Origin of the sequence: Qipengyuania algicola (assembly GCF_042492175.1) — a bacterium.
Lineage (GTDB): Bacteria > Pseudomonadota > Alphaproteobacteria > Sphingomonadales > Sphingomonadaceae > CAJXSN01.
The window spans coordinates 610744-628884 of the sequence record NZ_CP170453.1; the positions used below are offsets into that span (position 1 = coordinate 610744).

The 18141-nt window shown below is 59.4% G+C and carries 10 protein-coding genes, 3 tRNA genes and 3 rRNA genes; 5 read left to right on the top strand and 11 right to left on the bottom strand.

Going from position 1 to position 18141, the window contains the following annotated elements; genetic code table 11:
* Positions 1 to 237: 237 nt before the first annotated feature.
* A complete protein-coding gene (locus tag ACFCW2_RS02955) occupies positions 238 to 540 on the top strand; it encodes a DUF4212 domain-containing protein (protein ID WP_379548084.1) in 303 nt (100 codons plus the stop codon).
* 14 nt (positions 541 to 554) lie between these two features.
* Positions 555 to 2330, top strand: a complete 1776-nt coding sequence (locus ACFCW2_RS02960; RefSeq protein WP_379548085.1) for a sodium:solute symporter family protein — start codon at positions 555 to 557, stop codon at positions 2328 to 2330.
* 21 nt (positions 2331 to 2351) lie between these two features.
* On the opposite strand, the gene ACFCW2_RS02965 is transcribed toward ACFCW2_RS02960, so the two are convergent.
* The 5 genes from ACFCW2_RS02965 to ACFCW2_RS02985 are packed head-to-tail and all read right to left on the bottom strand — an operon-like array spanning position 2352 to position 7151.
* Positions 2352 to 2957 (bottom strand): nucleotidyltransferase family protein, encoded by a 606-nt coding sequence (locus tag ACFCW2_RS02965; RefSeq protein ID WP_379548086.1) that lies wholly within the window; start codon positions 2955 to 2957, stop codon positions 2352 to 2354.
* On the bottom strand, positions 2944 to 3888 hold the full coding sequence (locus ACFCW2_RS02970) for an XdhC family protein (RefSeq protein ID WP_379548088.1): 945 nt from the start codon (positions 3886 to 3888) through the stop codon (positions 2944 to 2946). The genes ACFCW2_RS02965 and ACFCW2_RS02970 overlap by 14 nt, the downstream gene beginning before the upstream one ends.
* A 12-nt stretch (positions 3889 to 3900) precedes the next feature.
* On the bottom strand, positions 3901 to 4362 hold the full coding sequence (locus ACFCW2_RS02975) for a c-type cytochrome (RefSeq protein ID WP_379548089.1): 462 nt from the start codon (positions 4360 to 4362) through the stop codon (positions 3901 to 3903).
* Positions 4363 to 4371: 9 nt separating this feature from the next.
* Entirely contained in the window at positions 4372 to 6663 is a 2292-nt protein-coding gene (locus ACFCW2_RS02980) for a xanthine dehydrogenase family protein molybdopterin-binding subunit (protein ID WP_379548091.1), read from the bottom strand.
* Positions 6660 to 7151 carry a (2Fe-2S)-binding protein gene (locus ACFCW2_RS02985; protein WP_379548092.1) on the bottom strand — a complete coding sequence of 164 codons (492 nt, stop codon included), beginning with the start codon at positions 7149 to 7151 and terminating at the stop codon, positions 6660 to 6662. Before ACFCW2_RS02985 ends, ACFCW2_RS02980 begins: the two co-directional genes overlap by 4 nt.
* 195 nt (positions 7152 to 7346) lie before the next feature.
* Between ACFCW2_RS02985 and ACFCW2_RS02990 the strand changes: the two genes are divergently transcribed.
* Positions 7347 to 8504: an acyl-CoA dehydrogenase family protein gene (locus ACFCW2_RS02990; RefSeq protein WP_379548093.1), complete on the top strand. Its 1158-nt coding sequence runs from the start codon at positions 7347 to 7349 to the stop codon at positions 8502 to 8504.
* Positions 8505 to 8593: 89 nt separating this feature from the next.
* Here the strand turns inward: ACFCW2_RS02990 and ACFCW2_RS02995 are convergent.
* The 6 genes from ACFCW2_RS02995 to ACFCW2_RS03020 form a co-directional block, all read right to left on the bottom strand.
* Positions 8594 to 8670, bottom strand: a tRNA-Met gene (locus ACFCW2_RS02995).
* A gap of 255 nt (positions 8671 to 8925) precedes the next feature.
* Positions 8926 to 9040, bottom strand: a 5S ribosomal RNA gene (rrf, locus tag ACFCW2_RS03000).
* A 119-nt stretch (positions 9041 to 9159) separates the two neighbouring features.
* Positions 9160 to 11951, bottom strand: a 23S ribosomal RNA gene (locus ACFCW2_RS03005).
* Between the two features lie 267 nt (positions 11952 to 12218).
* A tRNA-Ala gene (locus tag ACFCW2_RS03010) sits at positions 12219 to 12294 on the bottom strand.
* A 14-nt stretch (positions 12295 to 12308) separates the two neighbouring features.
* Positions 12309 to 12385: transfer RNA gene (locus ACFCW2_RS03015), tRNA-Ile, on the bottom strand.
* 204 nt (positions 12386 to 12589) lie between these two features.
* Positions 12590 to 14078: ribosomal RNA gene (locus ACFCW2_RS03020) — 16S ribosomal RNA — on the bottom strand.
* Together the 16S, 23S and 5S rRNA genes with 3 tRNA genes alongside form the textbook arrangement of a ribosomal RNA operon.
* A gap of 599 nt (positions 14079 to 14677) precedes the next feature.
* On the opposite strand from ACFCW2_RS03020, the gene ACFCW2_RS03025 reads away from it, so the two are divergent.
* Positions 14678 to 16174 carry a lipopolysaccharide biosynthesis protein gene (locus tag ACFCW2_RS03025; protein ID WP_379548094.1) on the top strand — a complete coding sequence of 499 codons (1497 nt, stop codon included), beginning with the start codon at positions 14678 to 14680 and terminating at the stop codon, positions 16172 to 16174.
* Position 16175: 1 nt separating this feature from the next.
* A complete protein-coding gene (locus ACFCW2_RS03030) occupies positions 16176 to 18131 on the top strand; it encodes a sulfatase-like hydrolase/transferase (RefSeq protein ID WP_379548095.1) in 1956 nt (651 codons plus the stop codon).
* The last annotated feature ends 10 nt before the right edge of the window (positions 18132 to 18141 follow it).

Consider the following 18141-nt stretch of genomic DNA (forward strand, 5'->3'; position numbering starts at 1 on the left):
CGATCCGTCTCCTGAAACTGTCTTGTTTGTCCTATCTGCTGCCACGCGCGCGCGCGCAGCGATAGCGAAAAATGCCGAAGCGAGCCGCTATCTCGCTGCCTGTCATGCGGACCATGGCAGATCAGGGCAAGTGGGTCTTTCGTCTTCGTTTCGCCCCTGCTGCTCGCCCGCCGGCACGGCGTTTTCGCCGGAAGCAAAGGAGGACGTAGCGTCGGGCCTAACTCTGTGCGAGAGACCATGACGGATAAAAAAGGGGGAGCGACGATGGACGAAGAGCAGCCAGAGGAAACGACCAAGGCCGAAAGCGACTATTGGCGCGAAAATGTCCGTCTGCTGGTCACACTGATGAGCATCTGGTTCGCCTGTTCTTTCGGAGCGGGCATCCTGCTGCGCGACTGGCTCGACCAATTCAGCATCGGCGGATACCCACTCGGCTTCTGGTTCGCGCAGCAAGGCTCGATCTACATCTTCATCGCGCTGATCTTTTACTACGTGTTCAAGATGCGGAAGATCGAGCGCAAATACGATCTCGACGATTGAGCGGGGGCGGACCAGTGGACACGCAAACCCTCATCTATATTTTCGTGGGCGGCACATTCGCGCTTTATATCGGCATTGCGCTGTGGAGCCGTGCGGCTTCGACCAAGGAATTCTATGTCGCCGGTGGCGGGGTCCATCCGGTGGTCAACGGCATGGCGACCGCGGCCGACTGGATGAGCGCAGCCAGCTTCATTTCCATGGCCGGACTGATCGCGTTTTCGGGTTATGATGCCTCGGTCTATCTGATGGGCTGGACCGGCGGCTACGTCCTGCTCGCATTGCTGCTGGCACCCTATTTGCGCAAATTCGGCCAGTTCACCGTCCCCGATTTCATCGGCACGCGGTACTATTCCAAAACCGCGCGCGTGGTCGCAGTGATCTGCCTGATCTTCATCAGCTTCACCTATATCGCTGGGCAGATGCGCGGAGTGGGGATCGTGTTCTCACGCTTCCTCGATGTCGACATCACGCTGGGCGTCATCATCGGCATGGGTATCGTCTTCATCTACGCTGTGCTCGGCGGGATGAAGGGGATCACTTATACGCAGGTCGCACAATATTGCGTGTTAATCTTTGCCTATATGGTCCCGGCCTTCTTCCTCAGTTTCATGATCACCGGCACGCCGATCCCGCAAATCGGACTGGGATCGCAGGTCAATGACGGGTCGGGGATGTTCGTGCTGCAAAGGCTGGATGCGGTGCTCACCGATCTGGGCTTTCAGGCCTATACCAGCGGGTCCAAATCCATGATCGATGTGTTCTGCATCACCTTGGCTCTGATGGTCGGCACCGCCGGACTGCCCCATGTCATTGTGCGGTTCTTCACCGTGCCCAAGGCCTCCGACGCGCGCAAATCCGCAGGCTGGGCGCTGGTCTTCATTGCCTTGCTCTACACCACCGCACCGGCTGTCGGCGCATTTGCGATGCTCAACTTCGTCGATGATGTGAACGAGACGCAATACAGCGAAGTCGATGACTGGTTCACCAAATGGGAAGGCTATGGCCTGACCGCCTTCCAGGACAAGAATGGCGACGGGGTAATGCAATACCGCCCGGGCGACGCGTTTGAAGGCGCGCCGGACTATTCTGGCGAAACCGGGCCATCCGGAGAGCGGGCGCTGGCCAACACGCCCAATCCCGAGAGCGAGAACGAGGTCTATGTCGACAAGGACATCATGGTCCTGGCCAACCCCGAAATTGCCAATCTGCCGCCATGGGTGATTGCCCTGATGGCGGCGGGCGGCTTGGCTGCTGCGCTCTCCACGGCGGCGGGGCTGTTGCTAGTCATTTCCAGTTCGGTCAGCCACGATCTGCTGAAATCGACCTTCGCGCCCGGCATCTCGCCGAAGCAGGAATTGCTGGCGGCACGATTGGCGGCAACGGCTGCGATTATCGTGGCGGGGTATCTCGGGATCTATCCGCCCGGCTGGGTCGCGCAGGTGGTTGCCTTTGCCTTTGGCTTGGCGGCGGCCAGCCTCTTCCCGGCCATCTTCATGGGTATTTTCTCCAAGTCCATGAACAAGGAGGGCGCGATTGCCGGCATGGTTTCCGGCCTTGTCTTCACCTTCGTCTACATCGCCTATTTCAAGCTGGTGGCCCCGGCGGCCAACAGCGCGGACAACTGGTTGCTGGGCATCTCGCCAGAGGGGATCGGGGTGATCGGGATGGTGATAAACTTTGCCATCGCCATTGCGGTTTCGCGGTTCACGGCGAGCCCTCCGGTTGAAATCCGCAGGCTGGTGGATTCGATCCGTGTTCCGCGCGGCGCAGGCGATGCGCAGGGGCATTGATCGTGAAGTGCAGGCGGTGATCTATGGCGCGGTCCGGCTCCGTGCACGCTGCAGATCGTCCAAGGTGTCGATATCGGCGAGCTGGCTGGCCGGGAGGGAAAGCTGACGGGCATCGCGCAGGATTGCTCGTGCACCCGTATCACCGGCCAGCTGCGAGAGCTCGGGAAACAGGGCCTTGCCGAAAGTCGCCGGCGGGGACAGAGCCGCTCCGCCACAGGAGGCGATGGTTCGCTGCCCTGGATCGGCGGCGAACAGGGCGATCATCTGTTCCAGATGGCCGAGCGGCACGAACGGCATATCAGCCAGAAAAATGAGCAGTGCGTCGGCCTCTCGCGCAGCCGCCCACGCAGCGGCATGGGCTACGGATGTGCCCATTCCCTCGTGCGCCTTCGTATTGACCGCCACCGTGAAACCGTGCGCGCGCCAATCGTCTGCGCACGCGTGATCGTCTGAAGCGGTGACGACCAGTCTTTCCGCGCAGTCCAGCTCGCTGACGGTGCGCACGATATGGAGACCCACGGGCATGCCCTCCAAATGCTCCGTCAGCTTGTCCGCTTCCCCGAAGCGGCGCGATTGTCCGGCAGCAAGCACCGCCGCGCACAGGCGCAAGTCGCTATGCCTCGCCACTGGCGAAATCCGTCTTGTGATAGACTTCGATCACCTGGCCGAGCGTGGAAAGCGCCAGCGTGTCCGGATCGCGCGAGGAATGGAACAGGCCAATCGGCGCATGCAGCGCATCAATGGCATCACGGCTGCACCCGGCCTGCGCTAGCGCTTCTACCCGCAAGGCATGGGCCCTGCGCCCGCCCATTGCGCCAAGATAGAAATGCGGGTGCGCCATCGCGTGCGCCATCAGCGCGATTTCCCAGTCGTGATCGTGAAACAGGAACACCACGGCGGTCCAGCGATCGGTTGTAACAGCGGCTGTATCGTTCGGGCTGGCGAGCTGGTGTACGGGCACGCCGTCCGTTGACAGTTCCTCCAGCGATGTTCGGTCCGGGCTGAGCACCTCCACCGCCAGATCCATCTGCCGTGCAAGCCGCGCAAGCGCAGGCACGGTGGCCCCGTGACCGATAATCGTTAGCTTCGGCTCCGGCCAGTGGCCGACGTGCGCACAGCCCTTGCCGGGTTCCCAATCCGTCTCCCGCCATTCGGCGAGGAAATCCGCCCCACCCTGCCCCAGCTCAAGGGCAAACGGCTTTCGCGCGTCGATTGCGTTCAGGCATTGGCCGGTCAATTGCTGGCCCGACAGCGGCAGAAAGTGGATATCGAGTCCTCCGCCGCAGGGCAGTTTGATATCGATATAGCGCGACCCGGAGCCGAAACGGACCACGCGGACCGCTCCTGCCTTGAGCGCCTCCAGAGCCTCCGCCACAACCGCATTCTCGATACAGCCGCCCGAAAGCGAGCCGGAAAAACTGCCGTCTTCGCACACGCCCATATGCGTACCGGGTCCGCGCATGGACGATCCCTCGACCGCGACCACTGTGACCAGCACCGCAGCCTGACCTGCGCCGAGCCGGTCGTTCAGAAACGCAAAGACGCGCCGTTTGTCCACGGCTGGCCGGTTCTATTCGGACAGGGAAGCGAGGTAGGCGATGATGGCTTCACGCTGTTCGGCATCGTCAACCCCGCCTGCCACCATACTTGTGCCGGGAACGCCGCCTGTGGGATTGGCTAGGAAAGCATCGAGCTCGCCCTCGTTCCACACCAGACTGGAGGCCGACATGGCTTCCGAATAGGCGAAATCATCAAGGCTCCCCGCAGGCCGCCCGACCACGCCGTGCAGGTTCGGCCCGGCTCCGGATGGCTCCCCTGCCTCCACCGAATGACACGATGCGCAGGCGGCAAAAGCAGCGCTGCCAGCGGCCAGAATATCGGTCGTGGCGGTGCCTTCGCTTCTCGCTGGTGCAGCAACCTCGCCCGGCTCGCGCACAATGATCTGCTCCACCGGATCGGGCGATTCAGAGCTGCAGGCAGACAATGTCGCGGCAGCGACGCCGGTTAGCGCGATGAGTGAGATGCTGTTCATGGATGTGCCTCAGGCAAAATGCTTGGCGATGGGCAGTTCGCGGATGCGCGTTCCGCTCGCGGCGAAGATGGCATTGGCGACAGCCGGCGCGGCGGGTGGCAGGCCGGGCTCGCCCGCTCCGCCCAGATTGTCCGGCGCGCCATTGATGATCTGCACGGCGATCTCCGGAGCGTCGTCCATCCGCATCATCCGGTAATCGTGGAAGTTGCTCTGCTCGACCGCGCCGTTCTTGATCGTCACTTCGTTATACAGCGCGGCAGACAAGCCATAGATGATCCCGCTCTCCATCTGGGCGGAGAGGCCATCGGGGTTCATCGCATAGCCTGCATCGACACAGCAGAACATCTTGGTGACGCGCGGCATATCGCCGGTCATATCCACCTCGGCCACTTCGGCGACGATGGAATTGAAGGAGCGCGCAATGGCGATCCCGCGTCCGTGGCCCTCCGGCAGATCGCTGCCCCAGTCAGCCATTTTTGCCGCCCCCTCCAGCACCGCGAGATGGCGCGGGGAATTGGCCAGCAGGGTGCGGCGGAATTCGAGCGGATCCTTGCCGGCAGCATGGGCCAGTTCGTCCACGAAGCTTTCCACGAAGAAGCCATGCTGGCTGTGTCCGACCGAGCGCCATGCGCCCAGACGCAAAGGAGCCTCGACCTCCGCACCGCGGACCGAGACATTGGCAATGTCATAGAATTCCACCAGCGGCGCTTCGGCAGGTTCGTCCTCGGAGCAGTGGATATTGCTCCACCCGACCACGCGGCCCTGCTCGTCCAGCCCGCCGGAGAAGCGGCTGATATCGGCGGGGCGATAGAAATCCTGCGCCGTGTCTTCCTCGCGCGACCAGATCATCTTGATCGGATAGCCGGTCGCCTTGGCGATGCGCGCGGCCTGATTGGCATATTCCGGCGTCAGCCGCCGACCAAAGCCTCCGCCCAGCATGACGGTGTGCATGGTGACGTCGTCTTCACCCACACCTGCGCCCTCAGCGGCCCCTTTACGGGACATCAACGGGACCTGCGTGCCGGTCCAGATATCGCATTTGCCATCGCGGACCCATGCGGTGCAGTTCATCGGCTCCATGGTCGCATGGGCGAGGAAGGGAACCTTGTATTCCGCCGCAACGGTCTTCGCTGCGCCGGACAGGGCACCTGCCACATCGCCATAACCGGCCTTGCTGTTGCCGCCATCCGCGCCTGCTTCATTCAGAGCCGCAGCGTATTGCGCGAACATTTGATCTGTATCGAGCCCGTCGATCTCGGTCTTGCTGTAGGTGGTTTTGACACTGCGCAGCGCCTGCTGTGCCTGCCAATAACTGTCCGCCACAACCGCGACGAAATCCCCCATGTTCAGGATTTGCAGCACGCCGGGCATCGTCTTCGCCGCGCTGGCATCAATCGCCTCCACAGTAGAGCCGACCACTGGTGCCGCTTTGACCGCAGCGTAGCGCAGTGCGTCTTTGCCAGGCCCCTCCGCTGGCCCGCCATCGATCCCGAAAATGCCGGTCCCGTCGACCTTGCACGGGATGTCCTTGCGCGGGGCGGGCGTGCCCATCAGCTTGAACTCGGACGCCTGCTTGATGCGCGGCGCACGGGGCAAGGTCTGCTCCGCTGCGGCGGCAGCAAACTGGGCATAGGGCGCGGACTGGCCAGAACCGGCATGGCTCAGCACGCCGTCCTGCGTGGTGATCTCGCCAGCAGGCACGCCCCATTCGGCGGCGGCTGCGCCAATCAGCATCTCGCGCGCGGCGGCGCCGGCAATCCGCATTCCGTTTTGCCCGGTCGAGCGGACCGAGGAGCTGCCTCCGGTGATATAGGCATCGCCCAGCTTGCCGATCTGGGTGAACAGCCCGTCATAGGTCGGCTCCATAAAGCTGACCTGATTGGGCTTGCCCGGAACAGTGCCCGGCCCGACAAATGTGCGCACGGCGTGCTGCGAAACATAATTGCCATCGGCTGGCGCATCCATGACGCGGACATTGTCCCAACTGACGTCCATTTCATCCGCCAGCATCTGCGCGAGGGTGGAGTTTGCGCCCTGCCCCATCTCGCAATGCGGCACGATGGCGGTGACGATATTGTCGGCGTCGATTTTCACCCAGCTGTTGATCAGCGCTTCGCCGTCGCCGCCCGCCACAATCGGCTTGAGCTTGCCCACCGGATTGCCCGATCGGACAGCTACACCGACCAGCAGCGCGCCGCCCGCAAGAGCACCTGCACCGATGAACCCGCGCCGGGTCCATTTCGCAGCCTTGCTGCGTTCGGGTTTCGCGGCGGCTGCGGCGGTTGTTTCGGTATCGCTCATGCCGGTGTCTCCTGCGTGGCGGAGGGTTCGATCCCGGCAGCCACCTTGATCGCTTTGCGGATCCGCCCATACATGCCGCACCGGCAGACATTGCCGGCCATATAGGCGTTGATCTGTTCGTCTGTTGGTCGCGGCGTTTCCTTCAGCAAGGCTGTGGCCGACATGATCTGGCCCGATTGGCAATATCCGCATTGCGGCACCTGCTCGTTGATCCACGCCTGCTGGACCTTGCTCAGCGTGCCGTCTTCTGCAGCGATTCCTTCGATAGTGGTGATGTCTTTGCCATCAGCGGCGGAAATCGGCGTGGAGCAACTGCGCACCGGCTCGCCATCCAGATGAACAGTGCAGGCGCCGCATTGGGCAATGCCGCAGCCGAATTTGGTCCCGCTCAGGCCCAAGCGCTCGCGCACGACCCACAGGATCGGCATGGCAGGATCTACATCGATCTCCTGCGGAGTCCCGTTCACGCTGATCTTCACTGTTGCCATCGTCGGTTTCCTTTGTCCCGCGCGCTTTGATGTCCCTGCACGTCAGGCTGGTCCGTAATAAAGTTTCACCTAGCAACTCTTTTGCACGTGGGTGGCGCGCTTGTCCATGCAGCCCAGTGGGCAGCCGCCTGTCTGGCGATCGTCCCTCGACCGAGGCCCTCGACTTGGGGGCAAGGCTGTGGTGTGATGCGGCCCATGACATACGCCGACCTTTACCGTGCGATCGACAGCCTCAGCGAGGAGATCATAGGGCGGTCGGAGGAAATCGAAGATGCGCGCCGTCTGCCTGCGGATCTGGCCGCAAAGCTGGCCGAGGCCGGTTGCTTCAACATCATAAAGCCTGCGGAACTTGGCGGTATGGAATTGCCGCCCGCGCAGATGATGGAAGTCATCGCCAAGCTGTCGGAAGCCAATGCAAGCGTCGGGTGGTGCGTGATGATCGGCGCAACCTCCACTCTCGCGGGTGCTTATCTGGATGCAAATGCCGCTCGGGAAATCTACGCCAAACCCCGGGACATTCATGGCGGCGTTTTCGCCCCGATGGGAAAGGCGGAGGACAGGGGCGATCACTATCTGCTCACCGGTCAGTGGCAGTGGGGTTCCGGATCGGCCAATTGCGCATGGCTCGGCGGCGGGGCGATGATCGTCAAGGATGGGGAGTTGCAACGGCACGAGAGCGGTGCTCCGATACACCGGATGATGCTCTTTCCGGCACGCGAGGCCGAATTTGTCGACACGTGGCATGTCGCGGGGCTGAAAGGCACAGGATCGGGTGATTTCAAGGTGGCAGCTCTGCGGGTGCCGAAGGCGCATAGCGTCTCTTTCCTGTCGGATTCGCCGCGGATCACCGCTCCATTGTACAAGTTCCCTCTCTTCGGGTTGCTCGCCGTCGGCGTGGCGTCGGTCACTCTCGGCAATGCCAAGGGCGCACTGGCCGAGACAAAGAGTTTGCTAAAAGCCAAGCGCACTACCGGTGGCGCACGCAGCCAGTCGCAGCGCGCCACGGTCCAGACCGAGATTGCCCGCGCCAGCGCAGCTCTATCCGCCGCCGAAGCGCTGTTGGCCAAGGCGATCGACACCGCGTGGCAGGAGGCCATAGGCTGCGATCCGATAACCACTGACGCACGGGCAGAGCTGAGGCTCGCTTGCGCGCATATGGCCGAAGTTGCGGCGGACGTGTGCAAGGCGGTCTATACGTTGGGCGGCGGGAGCGCGGTCTATCTCAGCAATGATTTGCAGCGCCGCTTCCGCGATGCCCATGTCGCCACGCAGCACATTATGGTCGCTCCCGCGACATACGAACTCGCCGGACGCGTGCTCTTGGGCGAGGATGTCGATACTGCGATGTTGTGAGGTACGGGGGAGTTGGAATTGGCCCCGAAACGCAAAAAGCCCCACTGGCGACAGTGAGGCTAAAAAGCATATTTTCTTTGATTTAATGGTGGTTGCGGGGGTTGGATTTGAACCAACGACCTTCAGGTTATGAGCCTGACGAGCTACCGGACTGCTCCACCCCGCGTCACCGATTGTGCCTCAAGCGCCGGCGCGCACACCCGTGCACCTGGCTATCCTCGCTCATGCCAGCAATGCTGGCGTCGCTGCGGACGGCCCACCGGCCTTGCGGACCCCCTGGATCCGATGGCTTCCCACGAGCAAATGCTCGCAGGACGGCATCCCAAGACTTCATAAGTCCAAAGACGCCAATAGGGCTGCCCTTGTGGGGTCAGCCCTATGACTAGTGAATGGGTTTATAACCACGCTCGCAAGCTACAATGCCTGGCGGCGACCTACTCTTCCAACGCTTGAGCGTTAGTACCATCGGCGCTGTCTGGTTTCACGGCCGAGTTCGAGATGGGATCGGGTGGGTCACAGACGCTATAACCACCAAGCAATGAAGCTTGCGTGCGGGTTTTTTAATCGATGCACCTTTTTCAAGGTTATTCAGTGGGCGATCTGGCTGTGAGGATCTTCCTCAACAACAGCAGGGCTGTCGTTGATGGTGCGAACTCTCAAGCATGATCAGAACTATTAGGACTGGTTAGCTACACGTATTACTACGCTTCCACACCCAGCCTATCAACGTCGTGGTCTACGACGGTTCGAAGATACCTTATCTTAAGGGAGGCTTCCCGCTTAGATGCTTTCAGCGGTTATCCCGTCCATACATAGCTACCCAGCGGCACGCCTGGCGGCATGACTGGTACACCAGAGGTATGTTCACCCCGGTCCTCTCGTACTAGGGGCAACTCCTTTCAAGTATCGACGCCCACGGCAGATAGGGACCAAACTGTCTCGCGACGTTCTGAACCCAGCTCACGTACCACTTTAATTGGCGAACAGCCAAACCCTTGGGACCTGCTCCAGCCCCAGGATGTGATGAGCCGACATCGAGGTGCCAAACGATTCCGTCGATATGAGCTCTTGGGAATCATCAGCCTGTTATCCCCGGCGTACCTTTTATCCGTTGAGCGATGGCCCTTCCACGAGGGACCACCGGATCACTATGACCGACTTTCGTCTCTGCTCGACCTGTCGGTCTCGCAGTCAGGCATGCTTATGCCATTGCACTCTTGCAGCTGGTTTCCAACCAGCCTGAGCATACCATCGCGCGCCTCCGTTACTCTTTAGGAGGCGACCGCCCCAGTCAAACTACCCGCCACAGAGGGTCCTACTACCGGATAACGGTAGTTAGTTAGACATCAGAAAACAGCAGGGTGGTATTTCACCTATGGCTCCACTCGGACTGGCGCCCAAGTTTCAAAGCCTCCCACCTATGCTACACAACTCTTTCCTAATGCCACTCTGAAGCTGCAGTAAAGGTGCACGGGGTCTTTCCGTCTAACCGCGGGTACTCCGCATCTTCACGGAGAATTCAATTTCGCTGAGCATATCCTGGAGACAGTGGGGAAGTCGTTACGCCATTCGTGCAGGTCGGAACTTACCCGACAAGGAATTTCGCTACCTTAGGACCGTTATAGTTACGGCCGCCGTTTACTTGGGCTTCAATTCGGAGCTTGCACTCCTCCTCTTAACCTTCAAGCACCGGGCAGGCGTCAGACCCTATACGTCGTCTTGAAGCCGACTTAGCAGAGTCCTGTGTTTTTGATAAACAGTCGCTACCCCCTGGCCTGTGCCCCCTCCACACTGGTTGCCCAGTGAGAGGGCCTCCTTCTTCCGAAGGTACGGAGGCAATTTGCCGAGTTCCTTCAGGATACTTCTCTCAAGCGCCTTGGTATACTCTACCTGACCACCTGTGTCGGTTTCGGGTACGGTCTATATGAAGAGGCTATTTCCAGGATCTGCTTGGCAGCATGCCCAATCCAATAAGGACACACTACTTCCACAAACCGTCACACATCTTCAGGCCCACGAATATTAACGTGGTTCCCATCGACTACCCCCTTCGGGCTCGTCTTAGGGGCCGGCTAACCCTGCTCCGATTAGCGTTGAGCAGGAACCCTTGGTCTTTCGGCGAGAGGGCATCTCACCCTCTTTATCGCTACTCATGTCAGCATTCGCACTTCCGATATCTCCACCGTCGGTTACCCTTCGGCTTCATCAACTTACGGAACGCTCCGCTACCGCTGCAGTAAACTGCAACCCTAAGCTTCGGTGCATATCTTTAGCCCCGTTACATCTTCGCCGCAGGAACCCTTATTTAGACCAGTGAGCTGTTACGCTTTCTTTAAAGGATGGCTGCTTCTAAGCCAACCTCCTGGTTGTTTTGGGATTCCCACATGCTTTCCCACTTAGATATGACTTGGGGACCTTAGCTGTAGGTTAGGGCTGTTTCCCTTTTGACGACGGACCTTAGCACCCGCCGTCTGTCTGCCGGATAAGACTCGATGGTATTCGGAGTTTGGTTAGGTTTGGTACCGCTCGCGCAGCCCTAGCCCATCCAGTGCTCTACCCCCATCGGCATACGTCCGACGCTCTACCTCAATAGATTTCGCGGAGAACCAGCTATTTCCCGGCTTGATTGGCCTTTCACCCCTAAACACAACTCATCCGATAATTTTTCAACATTAAACGGTTCGGTCCTCCAGTGCATGTTACTGCACCTTCAACCTGGTCATGCCTAGATCGCCGGGGTTCGGGTCTAATCCATCATACTCAGTCGCCCTATTCAGACTCGCTTTCGCTGCGCCTACACCTAACGGCTTAAGCTTGCATGGTAGATTAAGTCACTGACCCATTATGCAAGAGGTACGCGGTCACTCCCTAAAGGAGCTCCCACTGCTTGTAAGCATTCGGTTTCAGGTACTATTTCACTCCCCTAATCGGGGTGCTTTTCACCTTTCCCTCACGGTACTTGTTCGCTATCGGTCACATACGAGTATTTAGGCTTGGAGGGTGGTCCCCCCATGTTCAGACAGAATTTCACGTGTTCCGCCCTACTCGAATCCTTTATTATCACTTTCGCATACGGGGCTGTCACCCGCTATGGCCACACTTTCCAGAGTGTTTTGCTAGTTGAAATAAAGGCATTGGCCTGGTCCCGGTTCGCTCGCCACTACTACGGGAATCTCGGTTGATGTCTTTTCCTCCGGGTACTGAGATGTTTCAGTTCCCCGGGTTCGCTTCACCAAGTCTATTTTATTCAACTCGGTGATACCTTGTCCACCTCACTCACAGTCCGATTGCTCGAACCAGGAATGAAATGGTGAAGGTGGGTTTCCCCATTCGGAAATCGCCGGATCAAAGTTTGCTCACAACTCCCCGACGCTTATCGCAGCGTGCCACGTCCTTCATCGCCTGTATGTGCCAAGGCATCCACCAAATGCTCTTACCTCACGCTTGAGAATCCACACCATCAACGACAGACCTGCATAAAAGTCTGTTCGCCATACGATGGCACGGAAGATAATCTCAGCCAGATTTACATCTGATTTGTAACACATAGATTTCGATCCCACAGTCCGAAGACCGTTAAGAACCGATAATCCGTGCATCACGGCATCGATTAAAAAACCCATTCACAATGTCAAAGACGGTGGTCGAAACCACCTACCCGCTAATGCGGGATCCGCTTTCTTTTCATCTCTGGAGAGTATTACATTTTCAGGCTGGTGGAGCCTATCGGGATCGAACCGATGACCCCCTGCTTGCAAAGCAGGTGCTCTCCCAGCTGAGCTAAGGCCCCTTAAGCCTGAAAATTGGTGGGCCTGAGAAGATTTGAACTTCTGACCTCACCCTTATCAGGGGTGCGCTCTAACCAACTGAGCTACAGGCCCACTCCGCTCATCGCGTGGCCTCCAATTCCATAACGGAAATGGCTGCCGCGAGGGGCGTGAGCCAGCTCAGGCGTAAACACAAAAGGTTTGACCCCTAGGTGTTATCTCCAGTGATGAAAGGACATGAGGACGACGGCAATGTTCTTTGGAAAACTGCGAAGCACTTCCGAGGTCTAGCCCCGGCGCTTTCGCAAGTATCCTTAGAAAGGAGGTGATCCAGCCGCAGGTTCCCCTACGGCTACCTTGTTACGACTTCACCCCAGTCGCTGATCCCACCGTGGTTAGCTGCCTCCAGTAAACTGGTTAGCGCACTACCTTCGGGTGAAACCAACTCCCATGGTGTGACGGGCGGTGTGTACAAGGCCTGGGAACGTATTCACCGCGGCATGCTGATCCGCGATTACTAGCGATTCCGCCTTCATGCTCTCGAGTTGCAGAGAACAATCCGAACTGAGACAACTTTTGGAGATTAGCTCACACTCGCGTGATAGCTGCCCACTGTAGTTGCCATTGTAGCACGTGTGTAGCCCAGCCTGTAAGGGCCATGAGGACTTGACGTCATCCCCACCTTCCTCCGGCTTATCACCGGCAGTTTCCTTAAAGTGCCCAACTAAATGATGGCAACTAAGGATGAGGGTTGCGCTCGTTGCGGGACTTAACCCAACATCTCACGACACGAGCTGACGACAGCCATGCAGCACCTGTCACTAGGTCCCCGAAGGGAAGAAATCTGTCTCCAGAAGTCGTCCTAGGATGTCAAAGGCTGGTAAGGTTCTGCGCGTTGCTTCGAATTAAACCACATGCTCCACCGCTTGTGCAGGCCCCCGTCAATTCCTTTGAGTTTTAATCTTGCGACCGTACTCCCCAGGCGGATAACTTAATGCGTTAGCTGCGTCACCCAAGCTCTATGAGCCCGGACAACTAGTTATCATCGTTTACGGCGTGGACTACCAGGGTATCTAATCCTGTTTGCTCCCCACGCTTTCGAACCTCAGCGTCAATACCTGTCCAGTCAGTCGCCTTCGCCACTGGTGTTCTTCCGAATATCTACGAATTTCACCTCTACACTCGGAATTCCACTAACCTCTCCAGGATTCTAGCTATCCAGTTTCAAGGGCAGTTCCGGGGTTGAGCCCCGGGATTTCACCCCTGACTTAAAAAGCCGCCTACGTTCTCTTTACGCCCAGTAATTCCGAACAACGCTAGCTCCCTCCGTATTACCGCGGCTGCTGGCACGGAGTTAGCCGGAGCTTATTCTCCAGGTACTGTCATTATCATCCCTGGTAAAAGAGCTTTACAACCCTAAGGCCTTCATCACTCACGCGGCATTGCTGGATCAGGCTTTCGCCCATTGTCCAATATTCCCCACTGCTGCCTCCCGTAGGAGTCTGGGCCGTGTCTCAGTCCCAGTGTGGCTGATCATCCTCTCAGACCAGCTATAGATCGTCGCCTTGGTAGGCCATTACCCCACCAACAAGCTAATCTAACGCGGGCCCATCTAAAGGCGATAAATCTTTGGTCCGAAGACATTATCCGGTATTAGCAGTCATTTCTAACTGTTATTCCGAACCTAAAGGCAGGTTCCCACGCGTTACGCACCCGTGCGCCACTAAGCCCGAAGGCTTCGTTCGACTTGCATGTGTTAGGCATGCCGCCAGCGTTCGTTCTGAGCCAGGATCAAACTCTCAAGTTTGTGTCACATACTAAACAAGCACGGGGAAAACCCCGCTAACCTGCTTGGCATGAGCTTCAAGGAGCCGATACCTGCACTGTCAAACGTAATGGATACGAATGAACATGCATCATCAAAGCCAGGCGTGGTGCCCAGCAAGGATGTGGCAATCGGCTTAAATTAACCGGTATTCGGAGCCTTAAAATCCCCGAACCGGGCGCCGTCGCCCACATGTCCCTTCATCAATAACTAACAATGTCAAAGAGCCTACCAGACACAAATGGCGGACAGCGATGGTTTCCCCGATTTACACCGGGGGACCGGCTATCCGTTTATGTTGGCGACCTAGGCGGTGGAGGCGGTGTGAGCCGTCTGCTTCGCTTCGGTGAGAGGGCATATATGCGGCGCCTTGATTCGGGTCAACACGTCTTTGCAATTTTATTTCAAAAAAGTGCCGGACCCGCGGAAAGCCGCCATTCCTACTATGCCTCTGCCCCTAGAAGATGGGTTTCGTTCCCCCGATTGCAAGGATTCTCAACGCGGGCTTAACCTTTGTCGCCCGCAGAAATGTGGGCCTTGGCTGCAAATCCTTCACCTTTTGCCCCTAACGCACCCCTGTTGTGACTGCGCCGAATCCCATTCCAGAACCCGATGCTGGCGCGAGCCCCGCCGGCTTTACCGCACGCGTGCGCTCTGCCGTCGCGTGGCGGTGGGGCAGTCAGCTGCTTGCGCAGGTCATCACATGGACCTCCACTCTTATGGTGGTGCGCCTGTTGGAGCCGGGCGATTACGGCCTGTTCGCGATGACGCAGGTGGTGCTGGTCGCGCTGAACTTTCTCAATGGGCACAGCTTCGCCACCTCTCTGATTCAGGCCGACAAGGTCGACGAGCGGCGGATCGGGCAAGTCTTTGCCATGCTGCTGATGCTCAACACCGTACTGGCGGCCGCGCAACTGCTGATGGCCCCCATTGCGGCGGACTATTACAATCAGCCTCAGGTCGAGACGATCCTTCGGGTGCAGGCGCTGATCTTTTTCACCACTCCTTTTATAGCAATGCCCACGGCCCTGCTGTCGCGCAGGCTGGAATTTCGCAGTCAGGGGCTGGCCAATATGATCGGCGCTGTTGCCGGCGCGGTAACGGCGCTGGTCATGGCGTGGTTCGATTACGGCGTTTGGGCGCTGGTAATCGCACCGATCGTCGGCTTTGCCTCGCGGGCCATGGTCCTGACCTACGCCGCCCGGCTGCTGGTGTGGCCGGTGTTCGATATGCGCGGGGCGGGCGATCTCATCACCTTTGGCGGCGCGCTGACGATCTGCCAGCTGTTCTGGATCATCCAGAGCCAGAGCGACATCTTTATCGCAGGCCGCCATTTCGACCTGCATGATCTCGGCCTTTATTCCGAAGCGCTGTTTCTGACCCTGATCGTGACCGGCCGCTTCCTGCCGCCGATCAACGAGGTTGCCTATCCCGCCTATGCCGAGGTGCATAAGGCCGGACGTTCTATCGCGTCTTATTTCATCACCACCCAGCGTACAGTGCTGTTGGTAACCGCGCCGATCTATGTCGGTCTGGCGCTGGTGGCGGACGAAGCGGTCTATACATTGTTCGGCCCGAAATGGACCGAGATGGCACCGCTTGTGGCGGGCCTAGCTCTGGCGATGCCGCTGATGGCGCTGCAAATCGTATGCAGCCCGGCCACCAATGCCATGAGCAAACCGGGCGCTTACCTGATGACCAACGGGTTTGGAGCGGTCCTTTTCCCGGTGCTGTTCCTGACGGCTGTCAATGCCGGGCCGATGGGTCTGGTGCATGCATGGTGGTTCGGGGCGCCTGCGCTGCTGCTTTTCACCCTCGCGGTCACACTACCCAAAATCGGCGCGCGCTGGACCGATCTGTTTTCCGCGCTCCTCCCCGGACTGCTGGCGACGCTGGCCATGGCGATGGTGGTGTTGTGGGTGAAGCCTGCCCTCCCTCCGATGCCCGCGCCGCTGGTGCTGGCGGTCGTCGGGACGCTGGGCGCGGCAACCTATCTGGGGGTGCTGCTGACCATCGCCCGCCCGGCCCTGCGCGAAATCCGCGCCTTCATCTTCCACCGCGATCTGGAGCCCGCCTGACATGAACCGCGTGCTGACCTTGCTGGCCGCAACCGGCGTTGTTTTGATCCTCTCGCTTGCAGAGCTGCTGCTGGCCAATCGCAAGTTCGGCCTGTTCACCGGCGGCTTTGGCCAGTCGCGCGCCGTCGATGGCGGGGGCGAGGTGGCGCTGTTCGTGCTGGGCTATGTGTGCGCACAAGTGTTTATCGGCCTGCTGGCATGGGCGATCATTGCCCGGCTCAACCGGTCGGGATCGAACCGGCATTTGCTGTTCCATTTCCTGTTTGCCTTTGGCGGCCTGTTCGCCGGGGTCATGGCTTTGCGCTACCAGCTCGCCAGCTATTTCAGCGACGCGATGAGCTTTGGCCTGATGAAGCAATTGGGCGGCGGCAGTCTGGGCGATGCGATTCTGTATGGCATCAACGAGATTACACTGGGCGTCGGCGCGCTGCTGGGTGTGGTGCTGGTCTACTGGCTGATCTGGCGCTGGGTGCGCCGCCATCCCGGACCGACCGCAAAGGACGGAGCGCGCTACGGTGCGCTGCGCCCGGGATGGAAAGCGGGCGGCGTCGCCACGCTGGCCCTGATCGGAGCGCTGGCCTTCATTCCCCGTTCCGGCGGCGATGCCGCGTTCGGGCTCAACCGCACACAAGTGTGGAGCGCGGGCGGCACGGCTCTGGATGCAGCCACCGATTTCGACCGCGACGGGTACGGCATGATCGCCATCATCCGCGACGATCACCCCTTCGACAGCGCCCGCCATCCACTGGCGCTGGATATTCCCGGCAACGGTGTGGACGAGGACGGCTTTGGCGGTGATCTCGAACTGGTCGCCATTCCCGAGCAGCCGGCATTGACCCAGATCACTGGCGAGCAGCCCAATCTGGTCATCGTGGTTCTGGAAAGCACCCGCAGCGATGTGCTGGGCAAAGTGGTGAACGGTCAGGAAGTCGCGCCCAATCTCAACGCTCTGGCGGCAGAAGGCAGCGTCACACCCTCTGTCTTTAGTCATGTTGGCTTCACCACCGAATCGCTGAAATCGCTGTTCTCCGGATCGCTGGTCCCGGCGAAGGGTAGCCCATCCCTTTTCCGCGAGCTTGATCAAAGCGGCTACCGCATCGGCGTGTTTTCCGGCCAGCCGGAGGACTTTGGCAATATATCGGCCACTGTCGGCATGCGCGACGCAGCCGATGTTTATGTCGATGCCGAGAGCCTGAAAGAGAAGCGCGCCTTCAGCTTCGCCGCGCAAGGGTCGCTGCTGGTGGCCGAGAACCATCTGCTCGCCGCGTTCGACGAAAACTTCGGCGAACCATCCGACTGGCAGGACCCCTTGTTCGCCTATTTCAATTTCCAATCCCCGCACTTCCCTTATGCGCATGACGAAATGCCCAACCGCATCGAAGACCATCCGATCGAGCGCGGCGCGATCTCGGCCAAGAACGCCGATCACGTCCAGCGCAGCTATTGGAATGCTGTCGCGGCCGCAGATTTCTGGCTGGGCGAGCTGATCGACCGGCTGAAAGCAAGCGGCGAGTGGGACAACACCGTACTCGTGGTCACCGGCGATCACGGGGAAGAGCTGTTCGACGACGGATTTCTCGGCCACGGCCACCGCATCGGCAAAGCGCAGAACGAAACATTTCTCGTGATGAATCGCCCCGCTGCCGCCCCCGCCGGTCCGCTGGGTCTGTCGGACCTGCGCCCTATCATTCTCGCCGCCATGACCGGGGGGCAGCCCGTCCAGCCGGAATTCCCGCCATTCCTGCAAATCGGCCCATTGGATGAACCGACCGCCATCGGCCTCGCGGAGCCCGATGGACGGATCGTCAGCATCAGGCTGGACACGCATGAAGTTTGTTTCCTGCCGAACAACAGATGCCTGCCTTACGACCAGCTAAAGGGATCCGATCTGGCCCGCGCCGATGCCGTGGTGGCGCGGTGGGGTTCCGAGCGCTGGGCACGCCGCGCTAAGCAATAGTTCCGCCTTA